At 37.5% G+C, this 13,142-nt stretch carries 14 protein-coding genes; 7 read left to right on the forward strand and 7 right to left on the reverse strand.

What is annotated here, in order from left to right:
• Positions 1 to 1,284, reverse strand: coding sequence for an aspartate kinase (locus ACQ334_RS18760; protein ID WP_430989794.1), 1,284 nt, complete (start codon positions 1,282 to 1,284; stop codon positions 1 to 3).
• A 111-nt stretch (positions 1,285 to 1,395) separates the two neighbouring features.
• On the opposite strand from ACQ334_RS18760, the gene fbp reads away from it, so the two are divergent.
• The 6 genes from fbp to ACQ334_RS18790 all read left to right on the forward strand — a co-directional run bounded on the left by fbp (position 1,396) and on the right by ACQ334_RS18790 (position 5,681).
• Positions 1,396 to 2,412 (forward strand): class 1 fructose-bisphosphatase, encoded by a 1,017-nt coding sequence (fbp, locus tag ACQ334_RS18765; protein WP_430989795.1) that lies wholly within the window; start codon positions 1,396 to 1,398, stop codon positions 2,410 to 2,412.
• Positions 2,413 to 2,453: 41 nt separating this feature from the next.
• Positions 2,454 to 2,909: a GNAT family N-acetyltransferase gene (locus ACQ334_RS18770; protein ID WP_430989796.1), complete on the forward strand. Its 456-nt coding sequence runs from the start codon at positions 2,454 to 2,456 to the stop codon at positions 2,907 to 2,909.
• A gap of 9 nt (positions 2,910 to 2,918) precedes the next feature.
• On the forward strand, positions 2,919 to 3,677 hold the full coding sequence (locus ACQ334_RS18775; protein WP_430989797.1) for an ABC transporter ATP-binding protein: 759 nt from the start codon (positions 2,919 to 2,921) through the stop codon (positions 3,675 to 3,677).
• Positions 3,678 to 3,742: 65 nt separating this feature from the next.
• Positions 3,743 to 4,489, forward strand: a complete 747-nt coding sequence (locus ACQ334_RS18780; protein ID WP_430989798.1) for an FKBP-type peptidyl-prolyl cis-trans isomerase — start codon at positions 3,743 to 3,745, stop codon at positions 4,487 to 4,489.
• Between the two features lie 21 nt (positions 4,490 to 4,510).
• Positions 4,511 to 5,041, forward strand: coding sequence for a YfiT family bacillithiol transferase (locus tag ACQ334_RS18785; protein WP_430989799.1), 531 nt, complete (start codon positions 4,511 to 4,513; stop codon positions 5,039 to 5,041).
• Positions 5,042 to 5,138: 97 nt separating this feature from the next.
• Positions 5,139 to 5,681, forward strand: a complete 543-nt coding sequence (locus ACQ334_RS18790; RefSeq protein ID WP_430989800.1) for an NUDIX hydrolase — start codon at positions 5,139 to 5,141, stop codon at positions 5,679 to 5,681.
• A gap of 97 nt (positions 5,682 to 5,778) precedes the next feature.
• On the opposite strand, the gene ACQ334_RS18795 is transcribed toward ACQ334_RS18790, so the two are convergent.
• The 3 genes from ACQ334_RS18795 to ACQ334_RS18805 all read right to left on the reverse strand — a co-directional run bounded on the left by ACQ334_RS18795 (position 5,779) and on the right by ACQ334_RS18805 (position 8,523).
• Positions 5,779 to 7,098 (reverse strand): bifunctional folylpolyglutamate synthase/dihydrofolate synthase, encoded by a 1,320-nt coding sequence (locus tag ACQ334_RS18795; RefSeq protein ID WP_430989801.1) that lies wholly within the window; start codon positions 7,096 to 7,098, stop codon positions 5,779 to 5,781.
• Between the two features lie 136 nt (positions 7,099 to 7,234).
• Complete coding sequence (locus ACQ334_RS18800) at positions 7,235 to 8,089, reverse strand: hypothetical protein (RefSeq protein ID WP_430989802.1); 855 nt, start codon at positions 8,087 to 8,089, stop codon at positions 7,235 to 7,237.
• Between the two features lie 233 nt (positions 8,090 to 8,322).
• Positions 8,323 to 8,523, reverse strand: coding sequence for a hypothetical protein (locus ACQ334_RS18805; protein ID WP_430989803.1), 201 nt, complete (start codon positions 8,521 to 8,523; stop codon positions 8,323 to 8,325).
• A 422-nt stretch (positions 8,524 to 8,945) separates the two neighbouring features.
• On the opposite strand from ACQ334_RS18805, the gene ACQ334_RS18810 reads away from it, so the two are divergent.
• On the forward strand, positions 8,946 to 9,635 hold the full coding sequence (locus tag ACQ334_RS18810; protein WP_430989804.1) for an aspartate/glutamate racemase family protein: 690 nt from the start codon (positions 8,946 to 8,948) through the stop codon (positions 9,633 to 9,635).
• Between the two features lie 7 nt (positions 9,636 to 9,642).
• On the opposite strand, the gene ACQ334_RS18815 is transcribed toward ACQ334_RS18810, so the two are convergent.
• The 3 genes from ACQ334_RS18815 to ACQ334_RS18825 all read right to left on the reverse strand — a co-directional run bounded on the left by ACQ334_RS18815 (position 9,643) and on the right by ACQ334_RS18825 (position 13,089).
• Positions 9,643 to 10,077 carry a hypothetical protein gene (locus ACQ334_RS18815; RefSeq protein WP_430989805.1) on the reverse strand — a complete coding sequence of 145 codons (435 nt, stop codon included), beginning with the start codon at positions 10,075 to 10,077 and terminating at the stop codon, positions 9,643 to 9,645.
• A gap of 69 nt (positions 10,078 to 10,146) precedes the next feature.
• Positions 10,147 to 11,724: a SulP family inorganic anion transporter gene (locus ACQ334_RS18820; protein WP_430989927.1), complete on the reverse strand. Its 1,578-nt coding sequence runs from the start codon at positions 11,722 to 11,724 to the stop codon at positions 10,147 to 10,149.
• 135 nt (positions 11,725 to 11,859) lie between these two features.
• Positions 11,860 to 13,089, reverse strand: coding sequence for an RNA polymerase sigma factor (locus ACQ334_RS18825; RefSeq protein ID WP_430989806.1), 1,230 nt, complete (start codon positions 13,087 to 13,089; stop codon positions 11,860 to 11,862).
• Positions 13,090 to 13,142 lie beyond the last annotated feature (53 nt).

Here is a 13,142-nt window from a genome sequence, read left to right on the forward strand (position 1 = left end):
TCAGGAATGCGTTAAAAGCGTGTTCTCCATTAATGCCTGTACCGTTTCCGTTGTTCTCTGCGTAAGCAAAATTGTTTTCCCTTTAGTTAACTCATCAAATTTTTCTCTGGTATAATGGCGGATGGTAAGTAAGGTTAAATCTTTTTTCACCTGCACATCAAAAATCTCCGAAGCAGCTAATGCCAGCTTTTCAATTTTTTCAGGCTTGTCATCTAAGCAACATAAAATACTTATCGCTCCATTCTGAATAAGGTTGGGGCGAATTTTTATTTGTGCAAACAATTCATACAAACGGCTTACATATTCTTCTCCCACAAAAGAAAAATCTTTAGAGCTTAATTCCAGCAATACCTGTTTATCTTTTACCACAATAACGGGCGGCAGTTGATGCACCGGTTTATTGCTTATGATAGTGCCTGCAAGATCGGGTTGTAAAAAACACCGCACATGTAAGGGAATATTTTTATTCTGTAATGGCTTTATTGTTTTCGGGTGAATAACCTGTGCACCGTAGTAAGCCATTTCAATCACTTCATCATAACTCAGCGCATCTAAAAAAGTAGCTTCCTTAAATTCTTTAGGGTCGGCATTCATTACACCTTCCACATCTTTCCAGATGGTCTGGCTTTCGGCATTCAACAAATTGGCAAAAATAGCAGCACTGTAATCACTTCCTTCTCTGCCCAATGTAGTGCTTTCATTTTCATCGGTGGCACCAATAAATCCCTGTGTGATTACTATATCGTAATCTTTAAAAAGCGGTTCCACAATATGGCTTACTTTATCTTGCGTATAAGCCCAGTCAATAGCCGCATCACGAAAATTATCATCTGTTCTTACAATATCCCTTACATCTATCCATTTATTTTTTACACCGGCTTCGTTAAGGTAATCACTCATCATGGAAGTGCTCATCAATTCGCCACTGCAAACAATCTGGTCGTAATAATAATCATATTCCCTTACCGGTTTATCATGCAATAACCATTCTATCTCTGTAAAAAAATCTTTTAAATGCTCTTCTGCCTGCTGCCAGTGCAAAGTAGTGAGGTATTTAAGCGTATTTAAATGCTGTTCCTTTACCTGTTCAAATAATTGCAGGGCATCATCTTTACGGCCTTCAAAAAAAGCATCTACCACTTTTTCTAACGCATTGGTGGTTTTGCCCATCGCAGAGATGATCACCAATATTTTCTCCCCCTGGTAAGCCTGTAAAATTCTGCCGACATTCTGTATTCTTTCCACGCTGTTGATGCTGGCGCCTCCAAATTTAAAAACCTTCATTTATGGTAGTTGATTAAGTTAATTCTGTAATTTAGCCCTGTTAAACAGATTTGCAAAAATCGTAAATCTTGCTGAATAAACCCATTTGTATTTAACCAACTTTACGCTATTATGATTATTAACCGCAGAGTACAGACACTGGATGAATTTACCATTCAACAGTTACGTGATTTTCCTAAAGCCACAGGTGAGCTGTCGAGTTTATTAAGAGATATCGGGTTGGCTGCAAAAAGAGTGAATGTAGAGGTAAATAAAGCCGGCCTGGTGGACATTTTAGGCGATGCAGGTTCGATGAATGTGCAGGGCGAAGAAGTGAAGAAATTAGACATTTTTGCCAATAACCAGTTTGTAGGTGTATTGCGCCACGGCATCAGTTGCGCCGGTATTGGTAGCGAAGAACTGGATGATGTAGTGATATTTGATGACGAAGTAAGTAATGCCAGTAAATATGTTTGTTTGTTTGATCCGTTGGATGGCAGCAGCAATATTGACGTGAATGTTTCTATTGGTACCATCTTTAGCGTGTACAGGCGTGTAAGCGAATTGGGCAAGCCTGCAACTGAAGCAGATTTTTTACAGCCCGGCGTTAAACAGGTGGCAGCAGGATATATTATTTATGGATCGTCTACCATGATGGTATATGCTACCCGGAGAGGAGTGAATGGATTTACGTTAGACCAATCCATTGGAGAATTTACTTTAAGCCACCCGGATATTAAATGCCCTGACTCGGGCAAGTTTTATTCTGTGAATCACGGTAACTTTTTCCAATACGAAGAAAATGTAAGAAAATATATTAACGAATGCCAGAAGAAAACGAAAGAGAATGGCGGCCCTTATACGCAGCGTTATATCGGTAGCATGGTAGCAGACATTCATCGTAATTTAATTAAAGGTGGTATTTTTATGTACCCTGCAGTACTGGATAAACCCAAAGGTAAATTAAGGGTGATGTACGAATGTAATCCCTGTGCATTTATAATTGAAGTGGCAGGCGGTATTGCTACTAATGGCAAACAAAGAATGCTGGAAGTGCAGCCAACAGGATTGCATCAGCGCACACCTTTTTTTGCAGGTAGTAAATTAATGATGGAAGAACTGGAATCTTTTTTAAAAGGAACTGAATAGTAGCAGCACAATAGTTTATGCTGCAGTATAGTGTTGATAGTATGATAACAATTATTGAATACGACAATAAATACCAACCTGATTTTTACCGGTTGAATATTGTATGGCTGGATAAATATAATCTTACCGAAAGCCACGACCTGGAAATATTAAACGATCCTGAAAATACGATCCTTAATAACGGAGGCTTTATCTGGCTGGCTATAGCAGCGGATAAAATTGTTGGTACCGCAGCAATAATTAAAGAGAGCGAAGGGGTATTTGAATTGGCAAAAATGTCAGTTGACGAAGCTTTCCAGGGCAAAGGCATTAGTAAATTGCTGATTGAAAAATGCATTGAAAAAGCGAAGCAGATAGGTGCAAAAAAACTGGAGCTCTTTTCAAATCACCAATTAACAACTGCTTTAGGGTTGTATGAAAAGTACGGGTTTCAACATGTAACAGTAACCAATTCTCCATTTGAAACAGCAGATGTAAAAATGGAAATGACTTTATAATTTGTAAGTATGAATACAATTATCTCAGTAAAGAATCTTACCAAAAATTATGGCAACTTTCATGCAGTAAAAGGAATTTCCTTTGATGTATATGAAGGAGAAATTTTTGGTTTACTTGGCCCTAATGGCGCAGGTAAATCCACCACGCTGGAAATTATAGAAACGCTAAAAGATAAAACCAGTGGTGAGGTGATGGTGAATGGTTTTAACCTGGATAAATCTCCGGGAGAAATTAAAAAGATCATTGGTGTACAGTTACAAACTTCAGGTTTTTATCCCGGATTGAATTTAATAGAACTGATCAATTTATTTGGCGGTTTGTATAATGAACCGGTAAATGCCATGGAGTTGTTGAAAATGGTAAACCTGGAAGATAAAGCGAAAAATAAATTTAAGGATATGAGTGGCGGGCAAAAGCAGCGTTTTTCTATTGCCACTACACTAATCAATAAACCTAAAATTATTTTCCTGGATGAACCTACAACAGGGCTTGATCCGCAGGCAAGAAGAAATTTGTGGGACCTTATTATTGATATCCGTGCCAAGGGCACCACTGTTATTATCACCACACATTATATGGATGAGGCAGAACAACTTTGCGACCGCATTGCTATTATGGACGAAGGCAAGATCATTTCTTTAGATTCTCCTGATAAAATGATTGATGATTTGGTTGCTACAGGTTTTGAAAGGCCCAAACAGGTTAAGTTAGCAAATCTTGAAGATGTTTTTATTCATCTTACTGGTAAAGAGATGAGGGAAGATTAACGAGTAAAAAAGTATATAAAGTAAATAAGTATATAAAGTAAATTAAAACAAAAAACAAAAAGTTCATGAAGAAGGTATTAGTATTGATGTTAACAATGGGGTTATTTTTTTATGCTGCGGCGCAAACCAAGCCTAAAGTTGCGGCAAAGCCTGCAGTAAAATTGGTTGCAGTAAAAGGCCCGTTTAAAAATTTAGTAGATAGTTTTAGTTATGCTGCAGGGTATAATGTGGCCAATAATATGAAATCGCAAAATATCAACAAGATAAACCCTGTGATAATGCAAATGGCTATTGATGATGTATATAAAGGTAAGAAGCCAATACTGAGCGTAGAGCAAATGGGAGCCTGTATGCAAAAACAAGTGGATGCATTTTCTAAAGAAGCATCTGCCGCAGAAATAGCCAAAGGCGTTACATTTTTAGAAGCCAATAAAAAGAAACCGGGTGTTACTACATTGCCAGACGGGCTGCAGTATGAAGTGATAACAAAGGCACCTGAAACGTCTACACTAAAAGCTACACTGGTTGATACCGTAGTGGTGAATTATGTAGGTACACTTATAGATGGCCGTGAGATTGATAATTCTTACAAGCGTGGACAGCCTGCAGTATTCCCGGTAACAGGTGTTATTAAGGGGTGGATAGAAATTTTACAATTGATGAGGGTAGGAGATAAATGGAGAGTATTTATACCTACGGAATTAGCTTATTATTTAAACCCGAGAGACCCTAATGCTATTCCTCCCGGCGCTGCTTTAATTTTTGAAATGACATTGGAAGGAATTAAACCCGTTGCACCGGCTTCTAATTAATAATAAAAAGTTCTGTTTATAATGAGTGAAGACCTAAGATACCCCATCGGTAAATATGAAGCACAACCATTTTCTGAAAAACAATTACAGGAATGGCTGACCGATATAAAAAACCTGCCACAGCATTTAGAAAATGCCGTGATAAATTTAGATGCTGCACAATTAGACACAGCTTACAGGGAAGGTGGCTGGATGGTGAAGCAGGTGGTGCATCATGTGGCAGACAGTCACATGAATGCTTATACACGTTTTAAATTAGGCCTTACCGAAGATAATCCCACCATCAGGCCTTATGATGAAGTGGCCTGGGCAGAGATGAAAGATTCACTGGAACAACCCATAAATATTTCGCTCACATTATTACATGCCTTACATAGCCGCTGGTATTATTTTCTTAAAGACATTACGGAATCAGAATTGCAGAGAACTGTTTTTCACCCGGAGCATAAAAAAGAAATGACCTTATGGCATTTGCTTGGAATGTACGCATGGCATGGCAGGCATCATGTGGCGCATATCACCAGTTTAAGAGAAAGAATGAAATGGAAATAGTTAAATAGTTAATTGGTTAATTAGTTAATTGGGGTTGCGGCCAGAAGTTAAACTAATTAACTAATAAACCAGTAAACCAATAAACCAATTGACAATCATGCAGTGGAAATTATTAGCCTCAAAATATTTAAGTAAACATATTTATTTTACAGCAAGAGAAGACCGTTGTGAAAGGCCGGATGGACAAATTGTAGATCCTTACTTTGTGGTTGAATTACCGCCCAGTGCCTGTGCCATGGCAGTTACAGAAGATAATGAAGTGGTTTTGGTAAGGCAGTACCGCCATGCAATAGGCGAAACCATTTTAGAGATACCCGGTGGTTTTATTGATGCAGGAGAAGATCATCAAAAAGCTATTGCAAGAGAACTGCTGGAAGAGACTGGTTATGAATTTGCCAGTTATGATTACCTGGGAAAAATTACCGCCAATCCCGGCATGCTGGATAATTATACTTATTTATATTTAGCCAGGGGTGGAAAAAAAATAGCGGAACAAAAGTTAGATCACAATGAAGATATAGACCTGGTGACAATGCCGCTGGAAGATTTCAGAAAAATGTTATTGAATAATGAGATCGTTCAGTCGCTGCACATGGCCTGTGTGTATTATGCTTTTCAGAAAATAGATGCGGGGGCGTGAGTCGTGAATGGTGAATCGTCAATCGTCAATCGTCAATGGTAAATAGTGCAGGACTGTTTAACACAGGTACCTCCAATGATTATCAGATATGTTACAATTATGTTTTCTTTTCTGCGACATCTGCGGGCACATTTACTTCTCCCACTAAAAATACGCTTCCGCAAACGATGATCAGGTCGGTTGCGGAAGCTTTTTCTTTTGCTGCAGCAATGGCATTGTTTACATCATCATAAAAATTTCCATTCAGATTAAATGTTGCAGCTTTGGTTTGTAATTCCTGTGCAGGCATGGCCCTTGGTATATGAGCATTGGTAAAATAATAATCAGCATTAGCTGGCAGCAGCGATAAAACCTTATCCACTTCTTTATCTTTTACCATACCAATTACAAAATGTGTTTTTATCTGTGTGTTGCCTATTGGCAATTGTTTTAAAATCTGCCTGATACCATCTTCGTTATGCGCTACATCTAAAACAATTGCAGGGTTTTCTGCTATTACATCCCACCTGCCATGCAGGCCGGTTATTTTTTTGGTATTGGCTAAAGCAGTTTTTTCTGCTTCATTTTTTATTGTAAAACCTTGCTGCGTTATAATACCTTCGGCGCATAAAACAGTACAAAGATTTTTGGTTTGATAAATACCATTAAGATCAAGTAAAAATTGTTCTGTTATTTTATGCACAGTGTTGGTAACAGCACACTGTAAAGTTTGCACCGTTGATACAATATCCGAAACCATATATTCATCCTGTGCAAAATAAATGGGGGCATTACATGCTGTTGCTTTGGCAAGAAAAATATTTTTTGTTTCAGCAAGGTATTCTCCAATTACAACCGGTACTCCAGGTTTTATGATGCCTGCTTTTTCCATAGCAATTTCTTCCAGTGTATTGCCGAGAATATTCATATGGTCGTAACCGATATTGGTAATTACTGAAAGCAGGGGAGTGATCACATTAGTGCTGTCTAACCTGCCACCCAGGCCGGTTTCAATAATTGCGATATCAACTTTCTCTTTTGCAAAATATTCAAATGCCATGGCTACAGTCAATTCAAAAAAAGACGGCTGAATTTCTTCTGCAATAATTTTAGTATGTTGTACAAATTCAATTACAAATTCCTCGGTGATCATCGCACCGTTTATCTTTATCCTTTCCCTGAAATCTTTTAAGTGAGGCGATGTATATAATCCCGTTTTATAACCTGCCTGTTGCAACATTGCAGCAAGCATATGGCTGGTACTGCCTTTACCATTGGTACCGGCAATATGAATACTTTTAAATTTTGTTTCAGGATTACCTAATGCATCGCAAAGTGCAATAGTATTATGCAGGTCTTTCTTATATGCAGCAGCACCAATGCGGCTGAACATGGGCAGGTGCTGGTAGAGATAATCAATCGTTTGCTGATAATTCATTTAATAACTATAATTCAGCAGCAAATGTAAGTAAAGCGCAATAGCAATACAAATGTTGAATGGAAGTTAAATGAGTTTAATCGAAAGCAAGTTATCATAAAACATGGTACCGGAGAGAGAATAAATGCGATGAAGATTATTGCACTTTAAAATTTAATAGTATTGTTGTAATACCACCATCTGGCGATGGAGGGAATTTTAATGCACTTACTTTTTGCCGTGCTATTGAAAGTATCTTGGCATTTGATGTTGTCGTTCCTCTTGAAACAGTTGAGCTAACAAAAGTTCCTGCGGCATTATACCGGATGTCAACATACACTTTTGCATTCTCATTGAAATCATCTTGAAATCTTAAATCTCCTAAATTATAAGGTCTTACTCCTTTTGTAACACTTGCTCCACCGGTTTTCCCACCGGGGTTATTCCCATAGCTATCAGGTTTTCCATTAGGATGACCTGCATCACCGGTACCTTTGGGGTTATTTCCTTGTGTGTATGTATCATTCCCTTCAGTTGCGTTATTACCAGGGTTAGGATTTCTTACACCATCCGGATAAGTGATTTTTGGTTTTCGTGGTTTAGGTTCAGCTACAACAACAGGCACTGTGTTTGTTACTGGTTTTGTTTTTGTTACAGTTTTAGTTGGTTTTACAACAGGTATCGCATCTGCATCTTTACTGTCGTCGGGCATCTGTTCTTTTACAGGCTCAGGAGCGGCTGCGGCTTGGGTCTGTTTTGGTTCGTTTGCAGGTTCTTCTGCAGGCGATTTTTCTCCTTTGATCAATGGCTGCACTTCACCAAAGCCTTCGCTTAAATTGCCTAAGTTCACTTCAATCAGGTCTTGTGCTATGGGAGCTGGTGGCGGAGGTATGATCCATGTCCAGAAAATAGCCAATAATAAAAAGGCAATAACTATTGCGATAGTATAAAAAAATGCTTTCCTGTTTTTTTCAGACTCAAATGATGCAGACATAGTAATTGTATAGTGCATAGTAAAGATATTCAATTTTCTATAACGATGCAAAACCGTACCAAATTCAATAACTCTTGTTAAAAATTTAACAAAATCATACGGCCGCCACAGATTGCACAGATTACACAAATAAATCCACAGCATTTTTCTTCTGTGGAATTTGTGCAATCTGTGGCAAAAAAAAAGCATGGCGCAAGCCATGCTGTAAAAACTAAAAAGAACTATTTTATTTCAAACGAATAAAGTAACACTTAGTTAGACCATCTCCTCATCATTGAGGCAGTGGTTCTTTGTCTTTTTTGAACATTCCACAAATCTACCACACCAAATGAACGGTTGTTGTTCCCGTCAATTCTTACATCAACAGCAATGGTTTCTTTTGTTTCTTTCAATAGTTCTTTCAGGTCTTTTTTGTTGATAGGGGCACCAATGCCCATGACATCACTCTTCATATTTCTAGTTTTAATTTAAAAAATTATATCCCCTCAAAGTCAGGCGAAAAAGTCTGGTTGGGCGGATTGTTCAGTAGCACACGTTGGTTGTAATAACCAGTAAATAGCGCAGGTTTACCGAATTGCGGCGCAAAGATAGTAAGCTTTATTATGCTTTATAAGTCAATTGTTGGTTCGTAATATTATGCCTAAAGGGTGAAGGTTTTGTTAAAAGCCTTTACTGTATTGAGTTTCAGGGTATTTTTTTTATTACAGCCAAGGCTATTACGGGTTATAATCAGTACAACTTTAAAAGCCGGTTTAACCGGCAATTTATTCATAAAGACAAAAGAAATGTATCAAATCAAGCATCACAGTCCTTTTTTTGTGAGACGAAGATTTACAAAAAATGATTGTAACATTGCGTTGCAAAAAATATAAGCATGAAAACAATCGGCATCATCGGCGGCCTGACCTGGTACTCTACATTGGATTATTACAGGTTGTTGAATGAATTAACCAATAAACGCCTTGGTGGTGCACATGCGGCAAAAATTATTTTAAATTCGGTTGATTTTGCAGAAATAAAAGTGTTAACCGAAGCACAGGATTGGGATGGTATTGCAGTGATCATTTGCAAAGCAGCACAATCGCTAGAGTCAGCAGGTGCTGATTGCATTATGATCGGTGCTAACACCATGCATAAAATTGCTGACGAAATTCAGGCTGCAGTAAACATACCGGTGATACATATTGGAACAGTAACTGCCGCTGCTATAAAAAATACAGGATTAAAAAAAGTGGCTTTGCTGGGTACAAAATATACCATGCAACTTGATTTTTATAAAGCTAAACTGGCTGACAATGGAATAACTACCATTATACCCGGAGAAACCGATATTGCCTTTATCAATAATGCTATCTACAATGAATTTGGATCAGGTATTTTTTTACCTGAAACCAAGGCAGAATATTTACGCATTATTAATGTGCTTATTGAAGAAGGTGCAGAAGGAATTATTTTAGGTTGCACCGAAATTCCGATATTGATAAAACAGCAAGATTGTGCTGCACCGGTTTTTGATACAGCATTAATACATTCAACTGCGGCAGTTGATTTTGCTTTAAGCTGATATTGTTTTACAACCTTTCCAAAGTAAGATAATCTGTACCACTGCCGCCACCGCTTACATCTTCCAAACGTATTTTGATACTTGTTTTTTCAATGATATGCCAGTCTACTTTTAACTTACTTAGCGGCACAGTACTACCAAAATTTAAATACAATTTATTCTGGCTGTCGTCATTGTAAGAAGTCCAGGTACCGTTGGTTACAAAACTACCCAGAATGGCACTGACAGAACCTCCGGTGGTAAATGCAAAAGTATAACCGGTGTAATTGGTTGTTTCATCAGCACCACTATCATTGTAATAAGTTATTTTCCAGGTACCCTGGGTTACCACTGTACTTGTAGGGGTTGTTGTTGAAGATGAAGTGGTAACATCTTTTGAACAGGAAATAAAAGTAGTGGAGAGTAATAATGCAATTATACTAAGGCTTATTATTTTTTTCATAAAATATCTTTTAGTGCTGATACTGTTATGAAATAATGGTGCCAGAATGCTGTTTGCGCTGTTAATTTTTTAATGCACCGCTGTAATGTTCACTTTTTCAATGCCTTTAAGGTGTAATTCAATATGCCTGTCGTGAGCTTTATTAGCATATTCGCTGATTATTTCAAGAATGTCGTAGTCAATAAAGTTACAATCGCTGCCATCAATTGTAAGAACGCTGTATGCCGGAACTTTATCTAATGCCTTTTTAAGATTTACTTTATTTAGAAAAGTGACATTGCTGTTGAGTTTGATATAATATACTTCAGTTTCGTGTTGTTTTGTTTTGGTGATCTTATATTCTGCTTTAAAATTATTGCTGATGATAAAATAAATGGAGAGGAGCAGTCCAATGCTTACGCCAATTAAAAGATCAGTAAAAAGAATCACCACAATGGTAATAATGAACGGAATAAATTGTTTCCAGCCCAGGCTCCACATATTGCGGTAGAGTTTTGGTTTGGTAAGATTATAACCTGTAATTAATAAAATGGCTGCCAACGATGCATAAGGTATTTTATTAAGTAAGAAAGGAATCAGCAATACCGCTAACAATAAAAATAATCCATGTGTAAATGCCGATAATTTTGTCCGGGCACCGGCATCAATATTGGCAGCACCTCTTACTACCACTGCAGTTATGGGAATGGCACCTAACAATCCGCACAACATATTGCCAATACCTTGCGCTACCAACTCACGGTTTACAGGTGTAATTCTGTTATGCTTATCTAATTTATCAATTGCTTCAGTACAGAGCAATGTTTCTAATGTAGCTAAAAGTCCGATGAATAAACCATCTATCCATATCTCTTTATTGCTGAAAATTTTTGAAACGTCGGGAAAGGCAATATTTGAAAAAATGTTTGATGGAATAGTAACTAATTGCGTAGGACGCAAGGTATATACAGAAGTGATCCTGGTAAAAAAGATATTGATGATAATACCAAAGACCACTACTATTAAAGGAGCAGGAATTACTTTTAATTTTTTTGCAAATGGTTGTTGTAATACTACCATTGCAAGTAGCGATAGTATAGCAATGATAATAGCACCTCTTGTAATTTCCTGGTTAAAGTTTTTTATGCTGGCAATAAAATTCTGCGACGAAAATAAATGCATAAAACTGCCCGTCCAGAAATCAGGTTTATCATAACCCAATGCTAATGGAATTTGTTTTGAAATCAATATAATTCCAATGGCCGCCAACATACCTTTGATTACTGATGAGGGAAAATAATTGGCGATCACTCCCAGTTTTAACAAGCCAAGTAATAATTGAAAACACCCTGCAATAATTACTGCCAGCAAAAATATTTTATAATCACCCAATGAAATTATGGATGCTGCCACCAATGTTGTTAAGCCTGCAGCAGGGCCGGATACGCCTAATGAAGCGCCGCTTATCAATGAAACAACCAGGCCGCCAATAATGCCGGAAAGTAATCCTGCATATAATGGTGCACCAGATGCCAATGCAATGCCTAAGCAAAGCGGCAGTGCAACAAAAAAAACAGATAAGCCGGCAGGAAGATCATGTTTAAGCCAGAGCAGGCGATAGTATTTTATTTTTCTTCTCAGGATTGATATGAGTTTTGACCCTAAGATAAAATTTTAATAAAAATATTTTTATGACCAAAATCATTTGGCTGGTATTGGTCATAAACCAGTTTATTTTTTGGGGCACCCATTTACTATGAGCATCGATATAAAAAAAATGGGAGAAGAAGGCTTATTTAATAACTATTGAAGGGTACTGATATTTTTAAGTATTGTAATTTTATCAGCTGCCGATTTTGTTAATGATAATGCAGTTTGAAAATGATGTACTGCTTTAATAGTATTGATATCGGTATACAAATTACCCAACAAAGAATGATACAAATGATTACCTGAAAGATTTAATTTCTCTGCTTCAGCAATAGCTTCATGTTTTCCATTGGCTTTTGAAAGTGCATAGGTTCTGTTTAATGCAGCAATGGGAGAGTACTCTACCTGTAATAATTTGTTATAGAGTTGCAGGATGTTTTCCCATTTTTCAGGCGTATCTTTTTTTTGCGTATGCCAGAAAGCTATGGCGGCTTCCAGGTGGTATTTGGTTAATTGATTACCGGTGGATGCTTTGTTCAGGTAGTATTTTCCTTTATTGATTAGTTCAGTGTTCCAAAGATTTTCATCCTGGTCTTCATACAAAATAATTTCACCCTGGTTATTTATCCTGGCATCAAATCTTGACGCATGAAAACACATTAACGAAAGCAACGCATTGGCAGCGGGTGTATTAGTTTGTTCATTTTCTATAAGCATCAGGTTTAAGCGCATGGCTTCAATGCACAATTCTTTTCTTAAAGTAGTATTTTGCGAAGAGGAATAATAACCTTCGCTGAATAATAAATACAAAGTAGTTAAAACAGTCTCCAGTCTCTGATTGATCGCTGCAGCATCGGGCATTTCAATTTTTACTTTGTCTGCCTGCAGTTTTTCTTTGGCCCGGCTTAACCTTTTGTAGATCGTTTCTTTGTTACTTAAAAATGCATCAGCAATTTCTTCTGCACCAAATCCGCAAAGAATGTTTAAGGATAAACCTATTTGTGCTTCTGCCGAAATGCAGGGATGACAAATAGCAAACATCATCTGCAACTGGCTGTCGGTAATGTTTTGTGCACTAAGATCAATTTCGGGTTCTGTAACACTGTTTTCTTCAGCGGTAATAGCAGTTGTAATTTTTTCAGTGAAAAGTTTGCTCCTTCTTAAAAGGTCAATGGCTTTATTTTTTGAAACTTTATATAACCATGCCGTTGGGTTTTGTGGTAAGCCTTTCAGTCCCCAGGTTTCCGCAGCTAATAAAAAAGTATCACTGGCAATATCTTCTGCGGTGCTCATGTACTCAATACCAAATAATTTACAAAGTACAGCAACGATCTTGCTGTATTCTGTGCGGAACAAATGCGGTATCAATTCTGTTTCGTTCATTATGATAATGCCCCTGTAAATGTACAGAGGCAATGTTATGTGAGGGTTGTCAA

Origin of the sequence: Ferruginibacter sp. SUN106 (assembly GCF_050611765.1) — a bacterium.
Taxonomy (GTDB): Bacteria; Bacteroidota; Bacteroidia; order Chitinophagales; family Chitinophagaceae; genus Ferruginibacter.

What these genes read in the sequence shown, in the direction of transcription:
- ACQ334_RS18760 (WP_430989794.1), bottom strand. Translation starts at nt 1,284, where the DNA reads ATGAAGGTTTTTAAATTTGGAGGCGCCAGCATCAACAGCGTGGAAAGA.
- fbp (WP_430989795.1), top strand. Translation starts at nt 1,396, where the DNA reads ATGATTATTAACCGCAGAGTACAGACACTGGATGAATTTACCATTCAA.
- ACQ334_RS18770 (WP_430989796.1), top strand. Translation starts at nt 2,454, where the DNA reads ATGATAACAATTATTGAATACGACAATAAATACCAACCTGATTTTTAC.
- ACQ334_RS18775 (WP_430989797.1), top strand. Translation starts at nt 2,919, where the DNA reads ATGAATACAATTATCTCAGTAAAGAATCTTACCAAAAATTATGGCAAC.
- ACQ334_RS18780 (WP_430989798.1), top strand. Translation starts at nt 3,743, where the DNA reads ATGAAGAAGGTATTAGTATTGATGTTAACAATGGGGTTATTTTTTTAT.
- ACQ334_RS18785 (WP_430989799.1), top strand. Translation starts at nt 4,511, where the DNA reads ATGAGTGAAGACCTAAGATACCCCATCGGTAAATATGAAGCACAACCA.
- ACQ334_RS18790 (WP_430989800.1), top strand. Translation starts at nt 5,139, where the DNA reads ATGCAGTGGAAATTATTAGCCTCAAAATATTTAAGTAAACATATTTAT.
- ACQ334_RS18795 (WP_430989801.1), bottom strand. Translation starts at nt 7,098, where the DNA reads ATGAATTATCAGCAAACGATTGATTATCTCTACCAGCACCTGCCCATG.
- ACQ334_RS18800 (WP_430989802.1), bottom strand. Translation starts at nt 8,089, where the DNA reads ATGCACTATACAATTACTATGTCTGCATCATTTGAGTCTGAAAAAAAC.
- ACQ334_RS18805 (WP_430989803.1), bottom strand. Translation starts at nt 8,523, where the DNA reads ATGAAGAGTGATGTCATGGGCATTGGTGCCCCTATCAACAAAAAAGAC.
- ACQ334_RS18810 (WP_430989804.1), top strand. Translation starts at nt 8,946, where the DNA reads ATGAAAACAATCGGCATCATCGGCGGCCTGACCTGGTACTCTACATTG.
- ACQ334_RS18815 (WP_430989805.1), bottom strand. Translation starts at nt 10,077, where the DNA reads ATGAAAAAAATAATAAGCCTTAGTATAATTGCATTATTACTCTCCACT.
- ACQ334_RS18825 (WP_430989806.1), bottom strand. Translation starts at nt 13,089, where the DNA reads ATGAACGAAACAGAATTGATACCGCATTTGTTCCGCACAGAATACAGC.